Origin of the sequence: Lentzea alba, from assembly GCF_047445655.1 — a bacterium.
In the GTDB taxonomy this organism is placed as follows: Bacteria; Actinomycetota; Actinomycetes; order Mycobacteriales; family Pseudonocardiaceae; genus Lentzea; species Lentzea alba_A.
In genome coordinates this window covers 359,960-383,862 of the sequence record NZ_JAJAEG010000002.1, presented here as the reverse complement: position 1 = coordinate 383,862, position 23,903 = coordinate 359,960, and the positions used below count along the sequence as shown (strand labels likewise).

Annotated in this window: 23 protein-coding genes; 11 read left to right on the top strand and 12 right to left on the bottom strand. The window is 67.2% G+C overall.

Features of this window, described 5'->3' with window-relative positions:
- The first annotated feature begins 40 nt into the window (after nucleotides 1-40).
- Nucleotides 41-706, top strand: a complete 666-nt coding sequence (locus LFM09_RS04765; protein WP_414095010.1) for a sigma-70 family RNA polymerase sigma factor — start codon at nucleotides 41-43, stop codon at nucleotides 704-706.
- Complete coding sequence (rsrA, locus tag LFM09_RS04760) at nucleotides 703-963, top strand: mycothiol system anti-sigma-R factor (RefSeq protein ID WP_414095009.1); 261 nt, start codon at nucleotides 703-705, stop codon at nucleotides 961-963. The genes LFM09_RS04765 and rsrA overlap by 4 nt, the downstream gene beginning before the upstream one ends.
- Before the next feature lie 63 nt (nucleotides 964-1,026).
- On the opposite strand, the gene LFM09_RS04755 is transcribed toward rsrA, so the two are convergent.
- Nucleotides 1,027-1,101: a 50S ribosomal protein bL37 gene (locus LFM09_RS04755; protein WP_369809028.1), complete on the bottom strand. Its 75-nt coding sequence runs from the start codon at nucleotides 1,099-1,101 to the stop codon at nucleotides 1,027-1,029.
- Nucleotides 1,102-1,155: 54 nt separating this feature from the next.
- Between LFM09_RS04755 and LFM09_RS04750 the strand changes: the two genes are divergently transcribed.
- Nucleotides 1,156-2,634, top strand: coding sequence for a sensor histidine kinase (locus LFM09_RS04750; protein WP_414095157.1), 1,479 nt, complete (start codon nucleotides 1,156-1,158; stop codon nucleotides 2,632-2,634).
- A gap of 140 nt (nucleotides 2,635-2,774) precedes the next feature.
- Here LFM09_RS04750 and LFM09_RS04745 read toward each other — a convergent pair whose 3' ends face one another.
- A complete protein-coding gene (locus LFM09_RS04745; RefSeq protein WP_015104912.1) occupies nucleotides 2,775-3,029 on the bottom strand; it encodes a WhiB family transcriptional regulator in 255 nt (84 codons plus the stop codon).
- A 244-nt stretch (nucleotides 3,030-3,273) separates the two neighbouring features.
- Nucleotides 3,274-4,215: a diacylglycerol/lipid kinase family protein gene (locus LFM09_RS04740; protein WP_414095008.1), complete on the bottom strand. Its 942-nt coding sequence runs from the start codon at nucleotides 4,213-4,215 to the stop codon at nucleotides 3,274-3,276.
- Between the two features lie 251 nt (nucleotides 4,216-4,466).
- Here LFM09_RS04740 and LFM09_RS04735 point away from each other — a divergent pair, with 251 nt between their 5' ends.
- The 3 genes from LFM09_RS04735 (at nucleotide 4,467) to LFM09_RS04725 (ending at nucleotide 6,640) form a co-directional block, all read left to right on the top strand.
- Nucleotides 4,467-4,886: a hypothetical protein gene (locus tag LFM09_RS04735; RefSeq protein WP_414095007.1), complete on the top strand. Its 420-nt coding sequence runs from the start codon at nucleotides 4,467-4,469 to the stop codon at nucleotides 4,884-4,886.
- Between the two features lie 82 nt (nucleotides 4,887-4,968).
- Complete coding sequence (locus tag LFM09_RS04730; protein ID WP_414095006.1) at nucleotides 4,969-5,682, top strand: S1 family peptidase; 714 nt, start codon at nucleotides 4,969-4,971, stop codon at nucleotides 5,680-5,682.
- Nucleotides 5,683-5,794: 112 nt separating this feature from the next.
- Complete coding sequence (locus tag LFM09_RS04725) at nucleotides 5,795-6,640, top strand: SAM-dependent methyltransferase (protein ID WP_414095005.1); 846 nt, start codon at nucleotides 5,795-5,797, stop codon at nucleotides 6,638-6,640.
- 57 nt (nucleotides 6,641-6,697) lie between these two features.
- On the opposite strand, the gene LFM09_RS04720 is transcribed toward LFM09_RS04725, so the two are convergent.
- The 4 genes from LFM09_RS04720 to LFM09_RS04705 form a co-directional block, all read right to left on the bottom strand.
- Entirely contained in the window at nucleotides 6,698-8,173 is a 1,476-nt protein-coding gene (locus tag LFM09_RS04720; protein ID WP_414095004.1) for a glycoside hydrolase family 28 protein, read from the bottom strand.
- 150 nt (nucleotides 8,174-8,323) lie between these two features.
- Nucleotides 8,324-8,734 (bottom strand): DUF5684 domain-containing protein, encoded by a 411-nt coding sequence (locus tag LFM09_RS04715; protein WP_414095003.1) that lies wholly within the window; start codon nucleotides 8,732-8,734, stop codon nucleotides 8,324-8,326.
- Nucleotides 8,735-8,860: 126 nt separating this feature from the next.
- Nucleotides 8,861-9,334: an N-acetyltransferase family protein gene (locus LFM09_RS04710; protein ID WP_414095002.1), complete on the bottom strand. Its 474-nt coding sequence runs from the start codon at nucleotides 9,332-9,334 to the stop codon at nucleotides 8,861-8,863.
- Nucleotides 9,334-9,930 (bottom strand): histidine phosphatase family protein, encoded by a 597-nt coding sequence (locus tag LFM09_RS04705; protein WP_414095001.1) that lies wholly within the window; start codon nucleotides 9,928-9,930, stop codon nucleotides 9,334-9,336. Before LFM09_RS04705 ends, LFM09_RS04710 begins: the two co-directional genes overlap by 1 nt.
- A 68-nt stretch (nucleotides 9,931-9,998) precedes the next feature.
- On the opposite strand from LFM09_RS04705, the gene LFM09_RS04700 reads away from it, so the two are divergent.
- On the top strand, nucleotides 9,999-10,160 hold the full coding sequence (locus LFM09_RS04700; protein WP_414095000.1) for a hypothetical protein: 162 nt from the start codon (nucleotides 9,999-10,001) through the stop codon (nucleotides 10,158-10,160).
- Between the two features lie 4 nt (nucleotides 10,161-10,164).
- Here LFM09_RS04700 and LFM09_RS04695 read toward each other — a convergent pair whose 3' ends face one another.
- Nucleotides 10,165-10,662, bottom strand: a complete 498-nt coding sequence (locus tag LFM09_RS04695) for a hypothetical protein (RefSeq protein ID WP_414094999.1) — start codon at nucleotides 10,660-10,662, stop codon at nucleotides 10,165-10,167.
- A 281-nt stretch (nucleotides 10,663-10,943) separates the two neighbouring features.
- Here LFM09_RS04695 and LFM09_RS04690 point away from each other — a divergent pair, with 281 nt between their 5' ends.
- Entirely contained in the window at nucleotides 10,944-13,466 is a 2,523-nt protein-coding gene (locus tag LFM09_RS04690; RefSeq protein WP_414094998.1) for a hypothetical protein, read from the top strand.
- A 27-nt stretch (nucleotides 13,467-13,493) separates the two neighbouring features.
- On the opposite strand, the gene fxsT is transcribed toward LFM09_RS04690, so the two are convergent.
- Complete coding sequence (fxsT, locus tag LFM09_RS04685) at nucleotides 13,494-15,827, bottom strand: FxSxx-COOH system tetratricopeptide repeat protein (RefSeq protein ID WP_414094997.1); 2,334 nt, start codon at nucleotides 15,825-15,827, stop codon at nucleotides 13,494-13,496.
- Nucleotides 15,828-15,959: 132 nt separating this feature from the next.
- Nucleotides 15,960-16,367 (bottom strand): superoxide dismutase, Ni, encoded by a 408-nt coding sequence (sodN, locus tag LFM09_RS04680; RefSeq protein WP_045312164.1) that lies wholly within the window; start codon nucleotides 16,365-16,367, stop codon nucleotides 15,960-15,962.
- 94 nt (nucleotides 16,368-16,461) lie between these two features.
- Here sodN and LFM09_RS04675 point away from each other — a divergent pair, with 94 nt between their 5' ends.
- Nucleotides 16,462-16,743: a S24 family peptidase gene (locus LFM09_RS04675; protein ID WP_414095156.1), complete on the top strand. Its 282-nt coding sequence runs from the start codon at nucleotides 16,462-16,464 to the stop codon at nucleotides 16,741-16,743.
- On the opposite strand, the gene LFM09_RS04670 is transcribed toward LFM09_RS04675, so the two are convergent.
- On the bottom strand, nucleotides 16,733-17,332 hold the full coding sequence (locus LFM09_RS04670; protein WP_414094996.1) for a dTDP-4-dehydrorhamnose 3,5-epimerase family protein: 600 nt from the start codon (nucleotides 17,330-17,332) through the stop codon (nucleotides 16,733-16,735). The two genes, LFM09_RS04675 and LFM09_RS04670, sit on opposite strands and share 11 nt — an antisense overlap.
- A 333-nt stretch (nucleotides 17,333-17,665) precedes the next feature.
- Between LFM09_RS04670 and LFM09_RS04665 the strand changes: the two genes are divergently transcribed.
- Both LFM09_RS04665 and LFM09_RS04660 read left to right on the top strand, forming a co-directional pair.
- Entirely contained in the window at nucleotides 17,666-18,862 is a 1,197-nt protein-coding gene (locus tag LFM09_RS04665; RefSeq protein ID WP_414094995.1) for an NAD(P)-dependent malic enzyme, read from the top strand.
- A gap of 224 nt (nucleotides 18,863-19,086) precedes the next feature.
- Nucleotides 19,087-22,278 carry an EAL domain-containing protein gene (locus tag LFM09_RS04660; protein ID WP_414094994.1) on the top strand — a complete coding sequence of 1,064 codons (3,192 nt, stop codon included), beginning with the start codon at nucleotides 19,087-19,089 and terminating at the stop codon, nucleotides 22,276-22,278.
- Here the strand turns inward: LFM09_RS04660 and LFM09_RS04655 are convergent.
- Nucleotides 22,240-23,766 (bottom strand): bis-aminopropyl spermidine synthase family protein, encoded by a 1,527-nt coding sequence (locus LFM09_RS04655; protein WP_414095155.1) that lies wholly within the window; start codon nucleotides 23,764-23,766, stop codon nucleotides 22,240-22,242. The two genes, LFM09_RS04660 and LFM09_RS04655, sit on opposite strands and share 39 nt — an antisense overlap.
- Nucleotides 23,767-23,903 lie beyond the last annotated feature (137 nt).

Sequence of the window (23,903 nt, the reverse complement as noted above, 5' to 3'; positions counted from 1 at the left end):
TACCAGCCTGCCCGTTGTTACTCAGGACGTGGTGACGAACATGCTTGAGCGGCCCCGCGTATTGTCGGTCCCGACCCAGAACCAGTGGGAAGGGAGCGCGGTGCCCGCCACCGGCACGACTGAGACGACGGCGGAGCGTGCCGCGCGTTTCGAGCGCGACGCCATGCCGATGCTCGACCAGCTCTACTCGGCTGCCCTGCGCATGACGCGCAACCCGGCTGATGCCGAGGACCTCGTCCAGGAGACGTTCCTCAAGGCCTACTCGGCGTTCGCGTCCTTCAGTGAAGGCACGAACCTCAAGGCGTGGCTGTACCGGATCCTGACGAACACCTACATCAACGGCTACCGCAAGAAGCAGCGCCAGCCGATTCAGCAGCCGACCGACGAGATCACGGACTGGCAGCTGGCGCAGGCGGAGAGCCACACCTCGTCCGGGCTGCGCAGCGCCGAGGTCGAGGCACTCGACAACCTGCCCGACAGCGACGTCAAGGAAGCATTGCAGCGGTTGCCGGAGGAGTTCCGGATCGCGGTCTACCTCGCCGATGTCGAAGGCTTCGCGTACAAGGAGATCGCAGACATCATGGGCACCCCGATCGGCACGGTGATGTCCCGGTTGCACCGGGGCCGTCGCCAGCTCCGCGACCAGCTCGCCGACGTCGCGCGTGAGCGCGGTTTCCTGCGCGGCAACAACGGAGACGCGTCATGAACTGCGGCGAACCCCACGAGACCGACTGCTCAGAGGTCCTGTCCGAGGTGTGGCTGTTCCTCGACCAGGAGTGCGACCAGACGCGGCGCCAGGCGCTGCAGACACACCTCGACGAGTGCCACCCGTGCCTGGAGCAGTTCGGGCTGGAGGAGCACCTCAAGGCGTTGCTCGCGCGCAAGTGCGGAGGCGACTACGCCCCGGCCGACCTGAAGGCGCGCATCCGCGCCACGATCGTGGAGATCCGCACGGAGGACTGAACGGTCCCCTGAACGACAAAAAGGCCTGGTCACCGTCTCGGTGTCCAGGCCTTTTCGCAGCACTCAGGCGTTGGGGCGCTTGCCTCGGTTGGCGCCGCCCTTTTTGCGGTCGCGGCGCTTGCGAGCACGCTTCGACATGGGTGTCTCCTAGGATCAGAACTGCTTCACCCACCATTTTCTCATGGAGGAGTTCTGAGCACGCTCACGGACCTGCTGGCCGAGCACACCAAGCTCTCCGGCGTCGCTGTCGACCACCTCCAGCTGGTCGTCGCCGAGTGGCAACTCCTCTCGGACCTGTCGTTCGCGGACTTCAACATGTGGGTGCCGCTGGAGGACAACAAGTTCCTCTGCGTGGCGCAGGCCCGTCCCACGACGGCGCCCACGGCTCACCCCGAGGACGTCGTCGGCAGCGAGGTCGACACCGAGGAACACCCGCAGCTGCGCCGGGCCATCGACGAGTCGCGGATCTGCCGCGAGGAGGACCCGCGCTGGCACCTGGGCGTGCCCGTGCGGCGCGAGACCATCCCGGTCCGGCTGGGCAACCAGGTCATCGCGGTGCTGAGCCGCAGCACGAACCTGGCGGTCCCGCGCGTGCCGTCGCCGTTGGAGATCTCATATCTGGGGTCGGCTGCCGACCTGTGCCAGATGATCGCGGACGGCACGTTCCCCGCGCCCGAACCGTCCCCGGACGTGCACACCAGCCCGCGCGTCGGTGACGGCCTGATCAGGCTCGACCCGTCCGGTGCCGTGGTGTTCGCGTCGCCGAACGCGCTGTCGGCCTACCACCGCATGGGGCACGCCTCCGACCTGGTCGGCGTGCACCTGGCGCCGCTGACCAGGAGTTTGATCGGCGATCCGTTCGACGCCACCGAGGTCGCGCAACGCATCAGGCTCGCCCTGGAAGGCAAGCCGTCGATGCGCATGGAGGCCGAGTCACGGCGTGGTGCGGCGGTCCTGTTCCGTGCGCTGCCGTTGCGGCCGCGTGGCCAGGCCGCGGGCGCGCTGGTGCTGTGCCGCGACGTCACCGAGGTGCGCCGGCGCGACCGGGCGTTGATGTCGAAGGACGCCACGATCCGCGAGATCCACCACCGGGTGAAGAACAACCTGCAGACCGTCGCAGCGCTGCTGAGGTTGCAAAGTCGCAGGTTGACGAACCCGGAGGCGAAGGAGGCGCTGGCCGAGTCGGTCCGCCGTGTGACTTCCATCGCACTGGTTCACGAGACGTTGTCGATGTCGGTGGACGAGCGGGTCGATCTCGACGACGTGGTCGACAAGGTGATCCCGATGATGAGCGACGTGGCGGTCACCGAGACCCAGGTGAGCGTGCGCCGCGAGGGTGGTTTCGGGGTCGTCCCCGCCGAGATCGCGACCCCGCTGGTGATGGTGCTGACCGAGCTCGTGCAGAACGCCTTCGAGCACGCTTACGCCCCTGGCCAGCGCGGAGAGGTCGTCGTGCACTCCGAGCGGTCGGCGAAGTGGCTCGACGTGACGGTCACCGACGACGGCAAGGGGCTTCCGCCCGGTTTCTCCCTGGAGCGCACGGATCGTCTCGGTTTGCAGATCGTTCGGACCCTTGTTGATTCCGAATTGAGAGGCTCGTTGAGCTTGCGGCGAAGGCCCCGAGGCGGTACAGAGGCGGTCCTGCGCGTGCCCCTCAGAGGGCGGCGCTAAACTAACGCCGTGCACACGTGACGGCCAGCCTCAGCGGCTCTCACGTGGTCATGCGGGAGGGTGTGCAAACAAAGAAAAAGCCCGACACCTGGCACGGTGTCGGGCTTCTTCTTATGTGTCGTTCGCGGCTAACTGCCTGCTCAGGCGTTGCTGCGGGCCCGCGTGCGGGCGTTGCGGCGCTTGAGAGCGCGGCGCTCGTCTTCGCTCATCCCGCCCCAGACGCCGGCGTCCTGGCCGCTCTCCAGTGCCCACGCGAGGCAGTCGGAGACGACGGGGCAACGGCGGCAGACGGTCTTCGCCTCGGCGATCTGAAGCAGCGCGGGACCACTGTTCCCAACGGGGAAGAACAGCTCGGGGTCCTCGTCGCGGCAGATCGCGCGGTGGCGCCAGTCCATTGGAACTACTCCTCAGCTAGGCGCGCACAAGGGCACGCCGGTTGTCAGCGGTCGTTTTGGGGTGCTTGTGAATGCTTTCACGAACGGCTGGGATGTCAAGGGGTTAGCACTGACCCGGTGAGTGAACTCACCCAAAAGATCGACAGCGTTCACCTGGGGTTTAACGCTCTGCTGTCACTCGACTGCAGTACATCGCGGGTCGATACCGAGACAGTCACGAACCGATCACGGGCTGTCAAGTTGCTTATACGGCAACAGTCAACGCGTCGGGGACTGCCCGGAACTCCACCGCAGTCGTCATGCCGAGGAAATCACCGTCGACCTGGAGGTTGGCGGGCTCCTCGCACTTCACTCTGACATAACCCACGTCATCACGCCGAACGAGATTTCCGCTCTTCGGGTTACCCGTCGCGAGCACCTGGGCCACGTAGCGCCCCACCGTGGGCACGCGCAGGGTCTTCAGCGCGGACAGGCCGAGGCCTCCGTCGAACGACGTGCTGGGGTTGAGCTGGATCGCCTTGTCGCCGAAGTACGTCCACGGGTCGGTGTTCGACACGAACACCATGCCGACGTCGTTGAACGGTGACTCACCGGGAACCTCGACCGTGAAGTGCTGAGGCTTGCGCACGTTCTGCGCATAAGCCTTCAAAGCGACAGTCAGATACAGAGCGGGACTCGCATTGCGGCCCTTCGCTCGCTTCTTCTCCACGCCGGCGACGACGTCCGCGTCCAGGCCCATGCCCGCGTTGAAGGTGAACCAGCGGCCCTTACCGCCCTCGACGACGTCCGCGAAGACCTGACCGAGCCCGATCCGGCGCTTCGTGCCGTTCTCGATCGACTGAAGCAGGACGTGCGTCGCCTCGACGGGGTCGCGGGGGATGCCGAGCGCGCCCGCGAAGACGTTGGCCGAACCGCCCGGCACGACGCCGAGCATCGGCTTGTTGGGGCGTGGCCCGTCGCGCAGGATGCCGTTGACGACCTCGTTGACCGTGCCGTCGCCGCCGTGGGCGATGACCAGGTCGAACCCGTCCGCCGCGGCCTTGCTCGCAGCGTCTGCCGCATGGCCGCGGTAGCAGGTCTCGATGATCTCCAGCTGGACGTCGCTGGCGAGTGCGTGCGCCAACACGTCACGGCCCGCCGGCGTTGTTGTAGTCGCCTGAGGGTTCACCACGAGAAGAGCGCGCACTACTTGAGAGTAAGACAGTGCGTGACGGTCAGCCGCGCGCATGTCCTCCCTCAGGGTGGCTCCTGCTTCACGAAAGTGGCGCAAATCTCCCTTCCGGTAGCACCGCGTGCGCCTCCCAGACGAGTGCACCCCGGACGACCGCCGGCTCGCTGAAGGCCCCTTGATCTTCCCGCGCCGGACGTGCTGAGTGAGCCCTCCAACCGGGTGGCCTACGATCCGTGACCAGTACAGAACGTGAGGAAAGGTCTCCAGTGACCACTGCGCCACCCCGCTCGGTGCGCATCGCCGCCGCGCTCACCTTCCTGCAGTGCCTGGGCGGTATCGCGCTGGCTGTCGCGCTCGTCGTCCGGGTGATCGGGGGAGCGACGCCAGCTGGCCCCATCCTCGGCGCCGCCGGTGTGCTGGTGCTCTGGTTCGGCGGGGCGATCTTCGCGTCGATCATGTTGTTCCGCGGTCGCCACGGCGCGCGCACTCCCGTGATCGTCACGCAACTGCTGCTGCTCGGCTGTGCCTGGTACGCGTACGGGGCGTCGCAGCAGCCGTTGCTCGGTTCGCTGGCCGGTTTCTACTGCGTCGCGGTTCTGGTGCTGCTCTTCACCCGCGAAGGCCGTGAGTGGGCGCTCGGTCTGGGCGAACCGGCAGATTTGGCCGAAGGTGACAAAGCCGACTAACGGAGGGTGGTCACGGTCACACGACCGAGTGAAGCTGTGCGTGGTTGTTTAACCACTCCCTGCACTCACGAGGTGACCAACCATGCGTTTGTTGACCGCGATCGCGGGCGCCGTCCTGGCGGCACTCTCTCTCGCACCTGTGACGGCGTCGGCGGCTCCGGACGACCCGGACATGTCGCCGATGATCATCGGTGGCAGCTACGCCCAGAACTTCCCCTACGCGGCGCGCCTGTTCGCCAACGGGCGGGAGAACTGCTCGGCCACCAAGATCGCACCTCAGTGGATCCTGACCGCTGAGCACTGCGTGGCGTCGAGCACCGCGAGGTACACGTTCCGGGCGGGCAGCCTGGACCAGACCTCCGGTGGACAGCTGGTGACCGGTGACCGCGTCATCAAGCACCCGTCCGCCGACCTGGCGCTGGTGCACGTGACCACGTCGATGTCCTCGCCGTTCTCCCCGCTCGGCAACCCGGTCTCGGTGGGCAACACCGTGCAGCTCTACGGCTGGGGCGCCACCTGCACCAACCAGCCCGAGATCAACTGCCAGTCGCGCTACCTGAAGGTCGCGAACACCCGCGTGACCAGCACCAACGGTCGTGACTACCGCGGTGGCGTCGCCATCTCGGTGCAGCGTGTCGACGGCATCGCGGCCGGCGGCGACTCCGGCGGCCCGATGTTCGCCAACGGCCGTCAGGTCGGCGTCGCCTCGACGTCGGACCGCGCGACGCGCTCCAACTACACCAGCATCAACCACGCCCCGTACCGCACCTGGATCCGGAACACCGCGGGCGTCTGACACACCCTGATTGATCAGCGGTAACCCTGCGATGGCCCTCGGCTCCGGCCGGGGGCCATCACCCTACGTGTTCACGAATGGTGGATGGACACGAACGGAGTAGCCAGTTACCGTGCTGCCAGCGTTCGCGCCGCTCGGGAGCAGGGTGAGGTGCGCAGTGCAGGACGGCCCGAAGCGGGTGACGACAAACGGCGGCTCAGAACGCCCAAATGTGGCTCGCCTGTTCGACTACTACCTCGGCGGCGCGCACAACTTCGCGGTTGACCGCGCCCTGGCCGAGGAAAGCATCAAGCGCTTCCCCGTGGCCGAGATGGCACGCACGATCAGGTCCTTCTCCCGCCGCGTAGTGCGCATGTGCGTGGAAGAACTGGGCATCCGCCAGTTCCTGGACCTGGGCAGCGGCATCCCCACAGCGGGCAACGTGCACGAGGTCGCCCAGTCCATCGACCCGTCCTGCAACGTCGTCTACGTGGACCACGACCCGGTAGCCGTGGCCCACGCCCGCACGATGCTCCGCGACAACCTGAGCGCCGCGATCGTCCAGGCCGACATGTGCGACGTCGGCGCCGTGCTGCGCCACCCGGAGACCCGCCGCCTCATCGACTTCACCCAGCCGACCGCGGTCCTGATGGTCGGCATCCTCCCGTACATCCTCGATGAGCCCGCCGGCGTCGTGGCCCGGTACCGCGCGGCGCTGTGCGAGGGCAGCGTCCTGGCCTTGACGCATCTGACCAAGGATGTCGAGCCCGACCTGGTGGATCAGCTCGTGAAGCTCGCTGACGGCATGGATTCCGAGTTGGTGCCGCGGTCCAAGCAGGACGTGGAGGAGTTCGTCTGCGGGTTGCAGCTGTTGGAGCCCGGGTTGGTGCTTGCCGCTCACTGGCGGGCGGACGGCGAGCTGCCTGGGACCTCTGCTGCGGCTGATGCTTCGACTTATGGGGCGGTCGGCGTCATCTGACGTGCTCGCCGCCCACTGGACGGTGGACGGCGAGCTGCCCGGTCGTCACGTTCCTGTCTAGCTCGCCTTCGCCCGCAGCGCCTGACCGCTGGTCGAAGTGCTGTTGGTGACCGACGTCCCGCTGCTCTTCCGCCACTGCAGGTCGTTCGCACCCGTGCTCCGCTCAACCTTCACACCGTTGAGCGAGATCCCGGAAACGCTGTCGGTCGTGAAAGCCGGCCGCCCATCGCTCTTGTCGAACTCGATGGTGCTGTCGATGAACTTGACGTCAACCGCGTTGCGGATCCAGAACCCGAACGCCGGCCGTACCCCGAAGATCCGCGGCGGGTACTCACCGGACACCTCCGGCGGCACCCGCGACGAGTCAGATTCCTTGTGGTTGCCGGGAACGGTCAACCTAACGTTGTCGAACGTCAGCCCGGTGATCTTCGAGTCGGACCGGCCGGAGATGGTCGACGCGTACTCCGGGTCGCCGGGGATGTCGCGCGGCGCGGTCAGGTTCGTGCCGGTGATGTTCCTGTACGTGATGTTGCGGATCTTGCCGGTGGGTGGCGAATTGGGGCAGCGGCCGCGCTTGCCGATGTGGATGAAGATCGGTGACGCGGTCTTGGTGAGCTGGATGTTGTCGTAGACGACGTCCTCGATCACCGCGCCGTCCATCGACACCATGCCCAGGCCGGCCTTCGACGCGCCGGTGACCTTGAGGTTGCGGAACTGGATGTTCTTGAAGCTGCCGCAGGTCTCCGAGCCGAACTGGATCGCGTTGTTCTCGGTCGACTGGATGGTCGAGTCGCGGACGATGTTGTTCTCGCTCAAGAAGGTCTTGCCCGTGGCGTAGTCGCTCTTGAACGCCACCGCGTCGTCGCTGGAGATGATCGTGGAGTTCGACAGCTCGATGTTGGAGCTGTTGATGAAGTTGATGCCGTCGCGGTCGTCGGGGCTGTCGACGGTGATCCGGTCGAGCTTCATCCCGTTGCAGCCGTTGACGATGATCGCGAAGTGGCCGGCCTCGCGGAACGTCACGTCGGTGATGTTGACGTTTTTGCAGAACTTGAGCGACAGCATCTTGTCGCCCTTGCCCGCCGGGATGTTCTCGCCGGTCTCCAGCTTGTTGGCGCCGTCGATCACGCCCTTGCCGGTGAAGTTGATGTTCTCGACGTTCTCGCCCCACAGCAGCGCGTTGCGGAAGTGGCTGTGCCCGAAGTCCTGGTACTTGCGGTAGGTCGGGTTGGGTTCCGGTGCGTCGATGCCGCTGCCGGACGCCACGATCCGCGCGCCCTGCTGGATGTTGATGGTGATGTTGCTCTTGAGGTGGATCGAGCGGGACAGGTATGTGCCCGGCGGGATTTCGACGATGCCGCCGCCCGCGCTGGAAGCCGCCGCGATGGCCTTGTCGATGGCGACCGAGTCGATCGCCTTGCCGTCGCCCTTCGCGCCGTAGTCCTTCACGTTGAAGCTGGCCGCGTTCGCCACGCCCACCGGTGCCACGACCACCGCTAGCGCGACGAACGCGCCGGTCAGTCGACGCCTCATCGTTGAGAGGTCCTTCCTCGTCGTGCGTCGAGGGCGGCGGCTAACTCGGCGTCTGAAACGTTCTGAAAACGGTTTCATCAACGACCATAGTGAAGGCCGGGCCCGAAGTACAGACCCGGCCTCGCCTGAGCACAGGGGGGCTCAGGTGTGTCAGTACGCAGCCTTCGGGGCACCGCCGAGGCCGGCCGGGCCGCGGTACTGCGCGCCACCGAACGCGAGGATCGCGTAGCCGATGATGCTGAACAGCCACAGGCCCACGACGCCGAAGACGGAGTCCTTGCCGAAGGACTTCGCGACGTCCATGGAGACGATCAGCGCGATCACGATGTTCACGATCGGGATCAGCAGCAGGATCAACCACCAGCCGGGACGGCCGGCGAGCTTCAGCCACACGTAGATGTTGTAGATCGGGATGATCGCCGCCCAGCCCGGCTGACCCGCCTTGGTGAAGGTCTTCCAGAAGACGACGATGCTGAACGCGATGAGGGCCAAGTAGATGATCAGGCCGACGACGCCGATGCCAGTCGCGGCCGGGTCAACGGTAGTCGGGTCAGTGCCCACGGTCTTTCCTTCTTTCCACGCTTACTTGCTGCCGGGGGATCGGCGAGCGGGGACGCTGCCAGGACCGTGGACCCGTCCTGTGTGGAATTCCCGTTTCGTGAGCGTTTCGAGACCTTCTGTCAACCTTCAGAGTGAAGAGCCGAGTTTGGCCAGCGCTTCGTCCGCGACCCGCATGACGGTCCACTCGTCCATCGGGATCGCGCCCAGGGACTTGTAGAACCCGATGCTCGGCTCGTTCCAGTTGAGGACCCACCACTGCAATCTGGTGTATCCCTTGGCAATGCATTCCTGGGCGAGCACTTCGAGAAGCTGCTTGCCCAGGCCGTTGCCGCGCTGCTCCGGCGTGACGTAGAGGTCTTCCAGGTAGATGCCGTGGACGCCGTCCCACGTCGAGAAGTTGAGGAACCACAACGCGATTCCGACGACCTGACCGTCCACTTCGGCCACATGTCCGAACAGTGCGGGGTGCTCGCCGAACAGTGCGGTGTGCAGCTGTTCCGAGGTGAGGTGGCACTGCTCGGGCGCACGTTCGTACAGCGCCAGCTCGTGCACCAGCTTGACGACCGCGTCGACGTCACGCGGTTCCACCCGCCGGATCATCACACCTCCCAGGCAGGCACGTTGAGCCTGCGCACCTGCGGGTCGCCCCGCTCGTCGCCCAGCTGGCAGATGCCGGCCGGGTCCAATCCGAAGTGGACGCCCTGGTCCGGCGCCAGCCCGAGCCACGCCGCGATCAGCACGCGACTGAAGTGCCCGTGTCCCACCAGCACGACGTCGCCGCCGGGCAGGATCTTGCGCACCTCGGCGAGCACCTTGCGGGCCCGGTCCTGGACCTCGGCGTGCGTCTCGCCGTTCGGCATCGGGTGCGTCCACACCGTCCACCCCGGCACGCGCTCGCGGATCTGCGGCGTGGTGATGCCCTCGTAGTCGCCGTAATCCCACTCGGCGAGCTCCTCGGTCGTGGCGCTGATCTCCAGGCCGGCCAGTTTCGCCGTTCTGGTGGCGCGCTGCCGCGGGCTCGTCAGGACGAGGGCCGGCGCCTGGTCGGTGCCCCGCAACCGCGCGAGCGTGGCGCCCGCGCGGCGTGCTTGCTGCTCACCTTCCGGCGTCAGCTCGATGTCAGTGCGTCCCGTGTGCCTGCCGCTCTCGGACCACTCGGTCTGGCCGTGGCGCAGCAGGTAGAGGTGGGTGCTCACCTGTTCGATCCTAGGGAGTGACGGGGAGCACGTTTGGGGGAGTCCTGCTTGGAGGTACCCAGCGCGCCATGACCGCCGAGCACCCCGACCACGGCGCACCCGACGAGGTCGACCCCCAGGAGATCCGCGAGGCCTTCGGGGTCCGCGTCGCGCGCATCCGGGCGGAGCTGACCTCGACGTGGAACAAACTGCGCCAGAACGAGCGCGACCCGGACGCCAGAAACGAGTGAGCGCCTACTTCCGTTCGAACGGCTGTTCCGAAGTCCGGTAGCGCTCCTGCCCGGTGCTGGGCTTGATGAGCACCACGAAGTCCAGCGGTTCTCCGAACGCCTCCGCGTCGATCAGGTGCGTGGTCACGCTCCACCTGCCCGGCTCCAGCTGGACGGGGAAGCCTTCGTCTTCCTCCGCGTTCCCGGTGATGTGCTCGATCCCGCTCACCCGCACGTCTGTCTCGCTGACCAGCAGATACGGCTCGGACCTGACGACGACGTGCTGTTGCTCGGCCTCGGTGAGCGCGGCGTCGGCGCCCCACCGCACGATGTACTCCCACGCACCGTCCATTCCGGTGCTGAGCGGGACCATCGAGCCTGCCTCGATGTGCCTGGGGATGCCGCCGTCTTCGAGCAGTTCCTCGTCCCACGTGTCGTAGTCGACGACGTGGCTGAACGGTTTGCGGTGCCACAGCACCTGCATGCCCGCGTCGGTTGCCACGAGTCCGTTCGCCTGCCCCATTTCGCGCCCCCAGTTCGTCGTCGTGCGATGTCGCTGCGCCGAACAGCGTAGTTCGATCGTCTGTTTGTTGTTTTGTTTGGCGGATTACCGGCACTTTCGCGTGCAGTGTGCTCCACGGCGTGGCTAGAACGGAGTGGATCGTCCTTTCTGAGGGGGACCCGCACATGCGCCGCATAGTCGCGCTTTTGATACCTGCTTTGATCGCTGCAGTCGTACCGGCCCTGCCGGCTTCCGCGGCATCTTCACCGTCCTCGGCTCCGGGTTGGGCCGTTGCCGGTGACGTGATCCAGTGGACCGCTCCCACGCAACTGCCGTTGTCGGACGCCGGCGTGGAGTTCTGGGAAGGGAACCGTTTTCTCGGCGTGGCCAGGGAATCATCCGACCTGCGGACGTTCACGCTGAACGCTTCGCTGCGGAATCCCGAGGCGCTGCAGGTACGTTCTGCCGGGCGGCGGCTGGACGTCACTGAGCCCTCCGCGTCCTCGCTGGGTTCTGTCGGGGAGCTGCCGGCGCTGTTGCCTTCCGCTTCTGTCGATCCCGGTGTGCCCGGCCCGTACGCCACGACGAGTGGTTCGTACGCGCTCGATCCGATCCGGTTGCCGGACTACCCGGCGGCGATCGAGATGGAGGGACTTGTCGTCGCGCCCAAGGGTGCGCCGGGCAAGCGGCCGCTGGTGCTGTTCCTGCACGGCAGGCACGCCACCTGCTACAGCACCGCGGGCCAGGTGGGCCTGAACTGGCCGTGCCCGGCAGGGATGAAGGCGATCCCGAGCCACCGCGGCTATCTGAAGGCGCAGGAGCTGCTGGCTTCACAGGGCTACGTGACGGTGTCGATCTCCGCGAACGGCATCAACGCCCAGGACGCCGCGACCATCGACGCGGGCGCGCAGGGCCGTTCCTCGTTGGTGCGTCAGCACTTGGCTCACTGGGCCGACTGGTCCGCCGGTCGCGGCACCGTGCCCGGCTCGGTTCCCGCGGACATGTCGAAGGTGTTGCTGGTAGGCCATTCCCGCGGTGGCGAGGGCGTGAACCGCGCAGCTTCGGACAGCCTGTACCCGCCGCCCGGCGACACAGGCTTCAACGGCCCGGTGCGCTGGACGATCCGCGGTGACGTGCTGATCGGCCCCACGATCTTCGGCCACAACCCGGCGCCGGACGTGCCCTCGGTGACCTTCCTGCCCGGTTGCGACGGCGACGTGTCCGACCTGCAGGGCCAGATGTTCCTGGACCAGACCCGAGGCCTGAGCCGCGGCACCGCCCTGCACAGCGCGCTGTACATGGTCGGCGCCAACCACAACTTCTTCAACAGCGAGTGGACGCCCGGCCAGGCCGTGGCCCCGGCGAACGACGACTTCTGGCCGGGCCAGACACCGGACCCGGTCTGTGCGCCCGGTACCGCGACTCGGCTGAGCGCTGATCAGCAGCAGACCATGGGCGCTACTTATGTTGCGGCGTCTGCACGTCTGTTCCTGGCACGCGACGAGTCCGTGCTGCCTTTGTTGGACGGCTCCGGTGTTCGCGCGCCTTCGGCCGACCCGGCTCGCGTGCTGTCCCACGCTCTTGGTGGTGCGCGCAAGCCGTTCGTCGTGCCGGATGGTTCTACGGTGGCTTCCGGCAGCGCTCGGGTGTGCCAGCAGGTCGCTCGTGACACCGACGCCGCGTGTGGTGGCTTCCGCTCACCGCACTTCGTGGGCTTCCGCTTCGCTTCTTCGCAACCCGAACGCCTTGCGGTGGCGCTGAAGTGGTCCAACGCGGGTGCTGCCGGCGTTGTGCGTCTCGCCGAGCCGGTGTCGTTGAAGGGCTCGCTGGCACTGCGCCTGGCCGTTCCCGCCAACGCGCCGGCCACCAAGTTCGGCGTTTCTGTGACCGACCAAAATGGACAGAAGCACGCGCTGGGCTCGGTGTCGGTGACCGGACTTCCGGGCACTGACCGCGTGAGTGCGTTGTGGGCCCAGGAAGTTCGGCTCGCTGTGCCCGCAGGACTCAGCCGCGCGGCGTCATTGGAACTGACTCCGGAGTCTGGTGCCGGCGAGGCGTGGCTGATCGACGCCTACGGTTGGAACAAGGGCCTCGTCCCGGTCCTGCCGGCCCGCCTGGGTCGTGTGGACGCAATCGTGGCCGCGGTGGACGAGGGCAACTCCGGCACCCAGACCCACAACATCACGGTCAGCGTCAGCGGCAACGGCACCCGTGCCGTCCGCCTCTTCTACACCGACCCGACCGGGCAGTCCGCCACGAAGCTCGTGACGCTCGCGCCGGGCGAGCACAGCGCCACGGTGCCGGTTTCGTTTGAAGGCAACACCAGGTGGAGCAGCGACGCCCGCTATCCCGTTGGCGTGCAAGCGATCTCCAACGCCTTCGTCGGCGCGGCCTTCGGCGCGTTGCTGGTGAAGAACGACGACCCGGTGCCGACGGTCTCCGTGGCTCCGGTCGCGGACAACGTGAAGGAGGGCAGCCCGCTCACCTGGAGGGTGACGCTGTCCGAGGCGGCCGACTCCCCGATCGTCTTCGTGGGGAAGCCGGTGGCACCGGCTTCGGGCATGGAACTGTCCACAACGGACGTCGATGCCCAGTGGTTCCTGCGGAACTCCGGTGAGCAGGCCTTGCCTTCGCGGCCCTTGTCCTCCACCCGGTTGCAGGTGCTGGCGTTCGTCAACCCCGGCGAGACGACCTACGACGTGACGGTGCCGACCGTGGTCGACTCTGACACCGAGGCGGAGGAGTCGGTGCGGTTCAAGTTCGAGGGCCGGTCGCCTGCCGGCCCCGGCTTCGAGGTGACGGGCAAGGTGGCTGACGCCGCGTAGTAGGCCAGGTACGGTGCCGCTTCCAGCTCAGGAAGCGGCACCGTCTTGCTGTGCGATCTCCTCAGCGCGGTCTCTCGCAGTCTGGGCCTCCTCGTGGCGGCCGAGCGCGTCCAGTGCTAGAGCGAGGCAGCTCATGGCCACTCCGACCTCGCGGTGGTCGGGTTCGTAGATGGCTTGCCGGATCCTGAGTGACCGCTCGTACAGTCGGAGCGCCTCTTCGTACCGGCCGAGGGCGTACAGGGTGTGGCCCAAGTTGATCATTATGGTCGACTTGCTGGGATGATCGGGCTCGACGGATGCCTCGTAGATGGTCATTGCCCGTTCGGCCGCGATCAGGGCCTCGTCCTTGCGGTTCAAATCCAGTAAGGCGATAGCGAGGTTGCTGTAGATCTCGGCGGCGTACGGGTGGTCGGGGCCATTGGCGGCTGCGTAGATGTCCAGAGCGCGTTGGTATAGAGCGCAGGCCGCTTCGGAGTTCCCCAGTCTGCTGTGTACGTTGCCCAGGTTGGTGAGGCTGTCGGTGAACCCAGGGCCATTTGTCACCTCGTGGATGGCGAGCGCTCGTTCGAGCAAGGGCTGCGCTTCTTCGTTGTGGCCGAGGCGGCTGAGCATGAAACCGAGATTGTTCAAACTTCCAGCGATTTTCATGTCGTCGGCGTCCGGTGCAGATTCGTGGATGGCGAGTGTGCGTTCAGCCAACCGTCGGGCGTCGTGCAGACGATGGGTGGCGATGAGGTACATCATCGCGTGTTCGAGCAGCCAAAGGTTAAGCGACGTGGGCTGGTCTTCAGCGTCGTCGATGCAGGTGAGGACATGGGGAAGCAGCGCTCGCCATCGTGGCCATGCCCTTGGCGCGTTCTTCGTCGGGTCCGGCAGGTCCACTGCGAGAAGGTTCTGCACCGCGGCGTGCGACGACGAATCACCGTGGACTCGCAGTGACTGTTGCAGGAGCCGGTGAGCGATGAGCATGTCGTTGCTGCTCCGCCGGATGAAGAACCAGTCGGCCAACGCGCCGACGGTCTCGGACCAGGCCAGCGGATCCCGAGCGGCGCCTGCGAGTGCCTCCGGCAGAAGATCCGGATGGTTGGTGAACAGGTCGAAGGGCACCGGTTCCGGCGCCATCCACGCGAGCAGGTCGAGCAGTTGAAGTGCGGCGGGGTCCTCTTCACCCAGAGCGGTCAGCGACAGGTCCCACAGAGTGGCGAGTGTTTCCTTCTGGCCGATCACCCGCCCGCGACCGACCATGTCCGCAGCCCGTTCCTTGAACAGCGTTGTGTACTCCTCGACAGAAAGACCGGTGGCTTCCAGGTAGGCCGACGCCTGTTCGAGAGCCAGTGGCAGGTCTCCCAGCATTTCAGCCAGCGTCGCCACCTGCTCGTTCGATGCGGCGGGGACGCGGCGGCGCAGCAACGCGATGCTCTCCTTGCGGTCCAGCACATCGATCTCCAGCACGACGCCTACCGCCGTGAACCCGCTACGCCGGGTGGTGATCACGACCTGGCCAGGTCCGGACGGCAGGAAGGAAAGCAACTCCGCTGGGTCTTCCGCGTTGTCGAACACCAGCAGCCACCGTGGTCGACGGCGCAAAGCCTTCAGAACGCGCTTGGTGTCCGACGGATCGGTGTCGAGGCCCAGCGCGATACCCAGCTGAGCGAGGTGTTCGGGGATGAGCGCCGGTTGTTCAGACGGAACGCACCAGACGATGTCGAAGTCGCTCGCGAACCGGTAGGCGTATTCGATCGCGAGTTGCGTTTTGCCCACGCCACCCATGCCGCGCAACGAATGCACGGTGACCGCCTGGTTCGACCGCATCGCCTTGCGCAGCCGATCCAGCGACTCGACGCGGCCGGTGAAGTTCGGGTTGCGGGGCGGCACGTTCCACACGTCCGGCAATGCACCGGGGAAGCTCGGCTTCCCGGGCCGGCCGGGGAAACGAGGAGCCTCAAGCGGTTTCATCCGCCCCGTCAGCGCGCCCTGGACGACCTGACGCAGCCGGGTGCGGGCAACATCCTCGTCCGGCCCGAACAGGTCGACTGAAACAACGGAGGCCAGCAACCCAGGCCGGTCGCAGTCCTCGATGCGCAGCACCAGCAGCTTGCGGTTGGCGCCGGACGGGTCGTTCTGCCACGCGGCCTGCCATTCCGCGGTCGCGAAGGCCGAGTCGAGGTATGCCGACGACAGCACCGCGATCGTGCGTTCGGACTCCTGCACGCCCCGGTGCATCATGTCGACGAAGTTGGTGCCGGGCACCATGTCCCACGCCTGCACCAGCACCTCGTGGCCCTGGGCTTCGAGCTCCCAGGCGATCCACTCGGCCCAGGCCTTGTCGACGCCCGTGTAGGACACGAAGAAATCAGCCACCCGGACCTCACCCTCAAAGCGTGTGCATCAGGTCACATCGCACACCATTCACTCAGGGTTACGCGCCCAAACGACAAAACGGCGCCGCTCCCTGCCCAGGGGAGCGGCGCCGTTCACAAGACGAAGAAGGGCTCAGCCCTGCTTGGTCTCCCAGAAAATCTTGTCGATCTGCGCGATCAGGTCCAGCAGAGCCTGACCCGACGCGGGGTCCATCGAGCCCTTGGTGCCGCCCGCGCCCGCGGCCTTGGTGGCGCGGTTGAACAGGTCGTGCAGCTCGGGGTACTTCTCGAAGTGCGGCGGCTTGAAGTAGTCCGTCCACAGCACCCACAGGTGGTGCTTGACGAGCTCGCTGCGCTGCTCCTTGATCAGGACAGCGCGCTCCCGGAACTCCGGGTCCTCGTTGGCCTGGTACTTCTCCTGGACCGCCTTGATCGACTCGGCCTCGATGCGGGCCTGCGCCGGGTCGTAGACGCCACAGGGCAGGTCGCAGTGCGCGGTTGCTTCGACGCGCGGGCGGAGAATGCGCGACACGAGTCGCATCGTTCCTCCCAGAATGAAAACAGTGGATGCTCCGACAAGAAGGACCCTACTCCGGCTGACCGAAGGGTGATCGTTGAGACCGCGCCTTTCCACCGTGCTCGTCCGGGGGCCGTCGATGGCGCCTGCGCTCAAGAACGACGACATCGTGCTGGTCAGATGGGGTGCGAGGCCCCGAGCGGGTCAAGTGGTCCTCGTCAGGTGGGCTCAGCGACCGGATCAGCTGTCCGTCAAACGTGCCTCTCACGAAGTGGACGGAGGGTGGTACGTAGTAGGAGACAACCCGTTCGCGAGCACGGACTCCGAGCAACTCGGGCCGGCCGAGGTGCTCGGAGTCGTCAAAGCTCGACTGTGGCCGAGGCCCCGGCTCAGGCTTTGAGGGACGCGTACAGCGCCAGGCAGTCCTCGTAGCGCGGCAGCACGCCCGCTTCGTAGGCCTCGGCCAGCGTGGGCGCCTCGGTGTCCTTCGGCGACAACAGGAACTCCAGCTCGCGCGGCCACGGCAGGTCGAGCGCCGGGTCGAGCGGCGTCAGGCCGTGCTCGCCGGACGGGTTGTAGACGGTGGAGCACAGGTAGTTCATGGTCGTGTCGTCTTCCAGCGCGATCATCGCGTGGCCCAGCCCCTCGGCCAGGTAGACGGCGTTGCTCTTCTTCGAGTCGACCAGCACCGCCTCCCACTGGCCGAACGTGGGCGAGCCGACCCTGATGTCGACGATCACGTCGATGAACGAGCCGCGCGGGCAGAAGACGTACTTGGCTTGGGAGGGCGGGACGTCCGCGTAGTGGATGCCGCGGATGGTGCCCGCGCGCGACACGCTGTGGTTCGTCTGGGCGACCTTCAACGGGTGCCCGACCGCTTCGATGAAGGCGGCCTCCTGGTACGGCGAGACGAACACGCCGCGGTCGTCGGGGAATGTCCGGGGAGTGAACTCGAACGCGCCGTCAATTTTCAGCGAACTCGCCTGCATGCCGTCACTCTAAGGCGTCAAAGTTTCTTGACCGATCGGGTGCTTCCTGCCTGCATAAACCGACCGGTCGGTGCAGAAAACCGGACGGACGTCTTGCTACATGCCCTCTGACCTGCGGAAAAAGTGTGATCCCCGCCGCAGACAGCGGAGCGGGACCCTGCCACACTTCCGTCACCCGCAGCACTCGGGAGCTTCTCCGACGCAACTCGTCGGAGGCATCGACCGAGTTTCCAGGCCCCGTGCACCCGGCGTGACAACGCTGGGCCGGTGCGCCGTTTGGTGATGAGCCCACAGTTGGGGCTACTACGCCGCCCGCACCGCAGGAGGGACGCCGTGACAGCAGTGAACGAAGCCCGTACCGAGAACTCCGATCCGACTCAGCTGACGGACGAGGAGATCTTCAACGCGCACCTGGGCGGGAAGCTCGAGGTCGGCGCGACCGCCTCGCTCGCTGACCCGAAGGCGCTGTCCATCGCGTACACCCCTGGTGTCGCACGAGTGAGCAAGGCCATCGCGCAGGACGCGAGCCTCGCCGCGAAGTACACCTGGGCCCACCGCCTGGTCGTCGTCGTCAGCGACGGCACCGCGGTGCTCGGCCTCGGTGACATCGGCCCCAGCGCGTCGCTGCCCGTCATGGAGGGCAAGTCCGCGCTGTTCAAGACGTTCGGCGGCCTCGATTCCATCCCGCTCGTGCTCAACACGACGGACGTGGACGAGATCGTCGAGACGCTCGTCCGGCTGCGCCCGTCGTTCGGCGCGGTCAACCTGGAGGACGTCTCCGCGCCGCGCTGCTTCGAGCTGGAGCAGAAGCTGATCGAGGCGCTCGACTGCCCGGTCATGCACGACGACCAGCACGGCACGGCCGTCGTGTCGCTCGCCGCGCTCAACGGCGCGAACACGGTGCTCGGCAAGAACATCGGCGACCAGCGGGTGGTCATCTCCGGTGCGGGCGCCGCGGGCATCGCGATCGCGAAGATCCTGATCGCGGCCGGCGCCGGTGACATCACACTGCTCGACTCGCGCGGCATCGTCCGCACGGGCCGCGCCGGCCTGAACCCGGTCAAGGAAGAGATCGCGGCGGTCACCAACAAGACGAACCTCGACGGCGGCATCGACGTGGCGCTGCGGGGTGCCGACGTCTTCATCGGCGTGTCGTCGTCGAAGGTGTCCGAGGACCTGATCGCGAGCATGGCGGACGACTCGATCGTGTTCGCGCTGTCCAACCCGGACCCCGAGGTGCACCCGGACGTCGCCGCCAGGCACGCCGCGATCGTGGCGACCGGCCGCAGCGACTTCCCGAACCAGATCAACAACGTGCTCGCGTTCCCCGGCATTTTCCGCGGGGCTCTCGACGCGGGCGCGCGGCGGATCACCGAGGGCATGAAGCTCGCGGCGGCGGATGCCATTCTGGCCGTGGCGAAAGATGATTTGGGCCCGGACCGAATTGTTCCGTCCGCACTGGACCCGCGCGTCGGACCCGAGGTCGCGGCAGCTGTCGCGATCGCGGCGAAGGCCGACGGAGTCGCCTGATCCAGCCCGCTATTCGCCACCCTTTTGCATGTACACGGGTACCGGAACCACGAACGTGGCTTTTCGTTAACCCGTCAAGGGGTGGGCGATGACGCTCCGAAGCGCTACCGTCCCTCTCCTCGGGTGTTCACCCGAGGAGAGGGTTCGTGTTTGCCGCCGTTCGGGTGCCGTTGTCGTGCCCACCCGAATTGCCGCGGGCGGCGGATACGGGAGAGGGTGGGCCGGTGCCCAAGTGGGTGGGACGCGCGACGGTGGTGAACGGCCGTGCACGGACGGCTGTGCCGACGAAGGGGAAGCCCGCGTCGGGGAAACCTCCGGTGACGCTCGACGGCCTGACCCTGCCCGACGCGCCTTCGTTGCTCGTCGACATCAAGGGCGTCGTCATGCAGGCGAACCCGGCCGCCGTGGAGCTGGCCGGCGCGCAGGGACCTGACGACCTCGTCGGGCACCCGCTCGGTGAGCTGCTGCTCGGCAACCAGTCCGACCTGCGCCTGTTGCGCGCGGACGGCAGCGAACTGCCGGTCCGCGTCGCCCGCCACGCCGTTCCGGGAACGGGGCTGCAGGCCGTGCTGCTGATCGACGTCTCCGACCTGTCCGCCGCCGCAGACGCGTTGCGCGACGAACAGCGCCGGCTGCGCAAGGTCCAGCGGGTCGCGGAGCTGGGTTCGTGGGAGTACGACCCGGAGACCGGCCTGACCGTCTGGTCGGACACGCACTACGAACTTCTCGGCGTCGAACGCGGCGCGGTCGTGCCCGGCGCGCAGGCCGTGCTGGACGTCGTGCACCCCGACGACTACCACTACGTCGAGTCGTACTGGCAGGGCCGCGAGATCACCGGCGACCCGATCGACATCGAGTACCGGATCGTCCGCCCGGACGGCCAGCTGCGGTGGATCCGCGGCGTCGCCGAGGCGAGGCTGACCGACGAGGGCCGGCTGGACAAGATCACCGGCTACATCCGCGACATCACCGAGTCCAAGCGCGCCGCCACCGAGCTCGCCCAGGAACGCGCTCGGTTGCTCGAAGCACAGCGCATCGCCCGCATCGGCAGCTGGGCGTACGAGACCGGCACTCGCGCCGTGCACCGCAGCGAAGTGCTGATGGAGATGTACGCCGAGCTCGGCATGACCCCGGACGACGACCTGCTCAGCGGCGTGCACCCGGACGACCGCGAGTCCGTCAAGGAACTGCGCCACCGCCTGCTCCACGCCGTCGACGACGAGCCCGTCGAGGTCGAGGTCCGCAGCGAGATCGGCGACCGCGTCTACATCTGCCGCGCCCGCGCCGAGATCTCCTCGTCCGGCCGCGTCGACCGCTACCACGGCACCATCCAGGACGTCACCGAAGCGCGTGCGCTGGAACGCCAGATGCGCGACGACCGCCGAAGACTGGCCGACGCCCAGCAAGCCGCCCGCCTGGGCATGTGGGAGTGGAACCCCGGCACCGGCGATGTCGTGTGGTCGGACATGCTGCGTGAGCTCTACCTCATCCCCGCCGACGTCGACGGCACCTACCAGCACTACCTCGACCTGGTGCATCCCGAGGACCGCGGCTGGGTCGACGACCTGTGGCGCCAGTTGGCCGTCGACGAGGTCGCCGTGCAGTGCGAACACCGCGTGGTGCGCAGCGACGGCTCGCTGCGCATCTTCCGCTGCCACGGCATGATCGTCCGCGATCCGCACGGCAACCAGCTCGCCGTCGGCACCGCCCAGGACGTCACCGAACAGCGCGCCGCCGAGGCCCGCATGAAGCGTTCCTCGCAGCGCTTCACCGACCTCGTGTCCGTCACGCCGGTCGGCATCGGCCTGTTCGACGAGGCCGAACGTCTCGTGGACGCCAACGACGCGTTGTGCGACCTGCTGGGCATGGAGCTGGAGCAGCTCCGCGGCGTCACGGCCGAGCAGCTCACCCACCCCGAGGACACCTCGCCCGGCCTGCAGTGGGCCGCCGAACGCACGCAGAAGATCCCGCAGCGCATCCTGGTCCGCCCCGACGGCGAGAAGGTGTACTGCGAGCTGCACATCGCTCTGTCCGTGCAGGACGACGGCCGCCGCTTCTGGCTGATCGTGTTCCTCGACATCACCGAACGCCGCCGCGCCGCCGAGGCGTTGCGGCACCAGGCCACCCACGACGAGCTGACGGGCCTCCCGAACCGCGCGCTGGTGAAGGAGATCCTCGGCAAGGTGCTGGACGGCCCGGGCCGGTCCAAGGTCGCCGTGCTCTTCTGCGACATCGACAACTTCAAGCGCGTCAACGACTCCCTGGGCCACGACGCGGGCGACGAACTGCTCGTGGCACTGGCCCGGCGGCTGGAAGGCGGCCTGCCGGAAGGCTGCACCGCCGCTCGTCTGTCCGGCGACGAGTACGTGATCATCTCCGAGGACATCGACTCCGTGGGCGGCGTGGACGCGCTCGCGACCAGGGTCGCTTCTCTGTTGAGGACTGCCGTTCCGGTGCACGGTCAGCTGGTCCGGGTCTCGGCTTCGATCGGCGCCGCCGTGCCGAACGGCTCGCGCGCGAACGGCGCGGACCTGCTGCGGTTCGCCGATGCCGCCATGTTCGAGGCGAAGCGCAACGGTGCCGGCCGGGTGTCGTTGGCTTCCGCGGCGTTGATCGCTTCCGCGGACCGCCAGGTGCACCTCGAAGGCCAGCTGCGCGAGGCGTTGCAGCACGACGGACTGGCGTTGCACTACCAGCCGGTCGTGGGTGTCGACGGTGCCGTGCTGACCGCCGAGGCCTTGGTGCGCTGGCCGCACCCGGACCGCGGATTGCTGCCGCCGGACGTGTTCCTGCCGGTCGCCGAACAGGGCGACCTGATGCGCGAGCTCGACCGCTGGGTGTTGCGAACGGCGTTGAAGGAGGCCGCGACCTGGCCCGCGCCCGACGGCCGGCCGGTGTCGGTGGCGGTGAACCTGGCGGGTCTGGTGCCGGGCGATCCGGAGTTCGTCGACATCGTGTCGAACGCGATCATGGAGTCCGGCGTGCCCTGGGAACGGGTCGTGCTGGAGCTCGTCGAGACCGCGTTCGTCGACCTGCCCTCGCGGGTGCGTCAGTCGATGGACGAGCTGGTGCAGCGCGGCGTGCAGTTCGCCGTCGACGACTTCGGCACCGGGTACTCGTCGCTGGCCCGCTTGAAGGACCTGCCGGCGCAGATCATCAAGGTGGACCGGCGGTTCGTTTCCGGTGTGGGCAACGACTCCTCGGACTTCGCTGTCGCCCGTGCGGTGGTGGACATGGCGCGGGCCATGGGACGCAAGTGCGTGGCCGAGGGTGTGGAGACTGCTACGCAGTTCCACGTTCTGCGCGGGGTCGGGGTGGACGCGTACCAGGGTTGGTTGTTCTCGCGTCCGGTGCCGCCCAAGGAGTTCCGCGCGGTTCTAGCCCTCGGACCGCTCCACATACCGCGCGCTGGCTGAGATCTCCGGCAGCAGTGCCGCGATCCGGTGCTTGGGCAGGTCGATCAACCGCAGTTCGAGGTCGTCGGACGCCACCTGGGCGTTGTCGACGATCTCCGCTGCCTGCTTCTTGGTCAGCACGCCCTGCGACGCGGTGATCAACGCTTCGCGCCACACGTTGCGCAGCTTGCCGTGCGCCTTCATGAGCACCTCGCGGACCGTGCGGTCGCCCAGTGACAGCGTTCCGGCGAGAACTTGATCGGCGACGACGATCGTCGTCTTGCCATCTGGGTTGTTGCGCAGGAATTTCAGCGTGAACCGCGTCGCCACCAGTTCCTGCAGCTCCTTCTGCCCGGCCTCCGACGACACGGCGGGGTGGTTGTTCGGCACGAGGCACGCCAGCCGCGCTGGTGACGAGGCGAGGAGGGTGCGCAGCAACCACGGCCCCGGATCCGCCGACAGGTCAACGGCCAGCGACGCCGCCCCCTTGCCGACGGGCTCGGCCCACCCAGCGGAACGCGGCTTCGGCGGCGGCGAGGACTCCGGGCGCGGAGCCAGTTCCGAAAGCGCGGTGAGCGCCTCACGAGACGGGCCGGACGACTCCACGGACTGCGCGCCGTGCGTGTAGATCCGCGTCCCACCGGACACCGAACGCCGCCCGGTGGGCCGGCAGACGTACAGATCCGCCGCCGATCCGATGGCCTGCGCGCCGTCGAACCGGTGGAACGCGGGCAGAATCGCCTCGAACACCAGCCCGAGCTTCTGCAGCTCCTGCTGCACCTTCAACCCCAAAGCGGGTGTGCGGTCCGAGAACCCGTAGGCGAGCAGCACGCGTCCGTCGGCAACATCGGACAACGCCTCCACCGCGCGGCCGGCGAACAGACCCATGCCCTCCGGCGTGTACGGCGGGTCGCTGAAAACCAGGTCGAAAGATTCCAGAACCGACGCCGGCAGCCCGAAACGCATGTCGCAGTGCAACGTCCGCACATCGAGGCCGCGAGCGGAAGCGCGGGAGTCGATGAACTCCAGCAGCCGCTCGTCGAGATCCACGACCGTGATGGACACGGACGGGTTGACCGCGGCGACGGCCAGCGACGTCAGGTCGTGGTCGCCGAGGCACAGCAAACGCTTGCCTGACAGGTCGTAGACCGAGTCCAGCCACACCGCGCGGTTGAGGGCGGTCTCGGCGGTCGCCTGCACGTGGTCCAACGAGGACAAAGGCGCCGGCACGTCGGCGATGTCGACGAGGATCTGGCGCAGCACGTCCGTGTGATCGCGCACTCCAGGAACACCGAACTCGGCGCGATAAGACGCGACCACCCCAGGCGCGATGCGGTAACGATCGCCTGAAGATTCAGCGTCGTCGCCCAGAGCCCTGAGCAGGTCCTGAACGGTGCGGCGGGGGACGGCGGGCAGGCGCACGAGTTCGGCCAGCGGGTGCCAGTCCTCGCTGAGCAGGGACAACACCTCGCGGAGCTTGCGGGCGTGGATGCCGCGCTCCGACACCATCTGGCGAACCTGGTCGATCGTCACAAGCGGTAAACCATACGGCCTGCCACATGGTGGAATGCTGTGCCGGGGTACGCCGAACGAGTTAAGGTCTTTCAGATCTACATCCAGGGCGGTCCGAATCGGGGAGACCGTCA

What these genes read in the sequence shown, in the direction of transcription:
- LFM09_RS04655 (WP_414095155.1), bottom strand. Translation starts at nt 23,766, where the DNA reads ATGGTGTCGGAGCGCGGCATCCACGCCCGCAAGCTCCGCGAGGTGTTG.
- LFM09_RS04745 (WP_015104912.1), bottom strand. Translation starts at nt 3,029, where the DNA reads ATGGACTGGCGCCACCGCGCGATCTGCCGCGACGAGGACCCCGAGCTG.
- LFM09_RS04670 (WP_414094996.1), bottom strand. Translation starts at nt 17,332, where the DNA reads ATGCAGGCGAGTTCGCTGAAAATTGACGGCGCGTTCGAGTTCACTCCC.
- sodN (WP_045312164.1), bottom strand. Translation starts at nt 16,367, where the DNA reads ATGCGACTCGTGTCGCGCATTCTCCGCCCGCGCGTCGAAGCAACCGCG.
- LFM09_RS04695 (WP_414094999.1), bottom strand. Translation starts at nt 10,662, where the DNA reads ATGGGGCAGGCGAACGGACTCGTGGCAACCGACGCGGGCATGCAGGTG.
- LFM09_RS04730 (WP_414095006.1), top strand. Translation starts at nt 4,969, where the DNA reads ATGCGTTTGTTGACCGCGATCGCGGGCGCCGTCCTGGCGGCACTCTCT.
- LFM09_RS04765 (WP_414095010.1), top strand. Translation starts at nt 41, where the DNA reads ATGCTTGAGCGGCCCCGCGTATTGTCGGTCCCGACCCAGAACCAGTGG.
- LFM09_RS04700 (WP_414095000.1), top strand. Translation starts at nt 9,999, where the DNA reads ATGACCGCCGAGCACCCCGACCACGGCGCACCCGACGAGGTCGACCCC.
- LFM09_RS04720 (WP_414095004.1), bottom strand. Translation starts at nt 8,173, where the DNA reads ATGAGGCGTCGACTGACCGGCGCGTTCGTCGCGCTAGCGGTGGTCGTG.
- rsrA (WP_414095009.1), top strand. Translation starts at nt 703, where the DNA reads ATGAACTGCGGCGAACCCCACGAGACCGACTGCTCAGAGGTCCTGTCC.
- LFM09_RS04710 (WP_414095002.1), bottom strand. Translation starts at nt 9,334, where the DNA reads ATGATCCGGCGGGTGGAACCGCGTGACGTCGACGCGGTCGTCAAGCTG.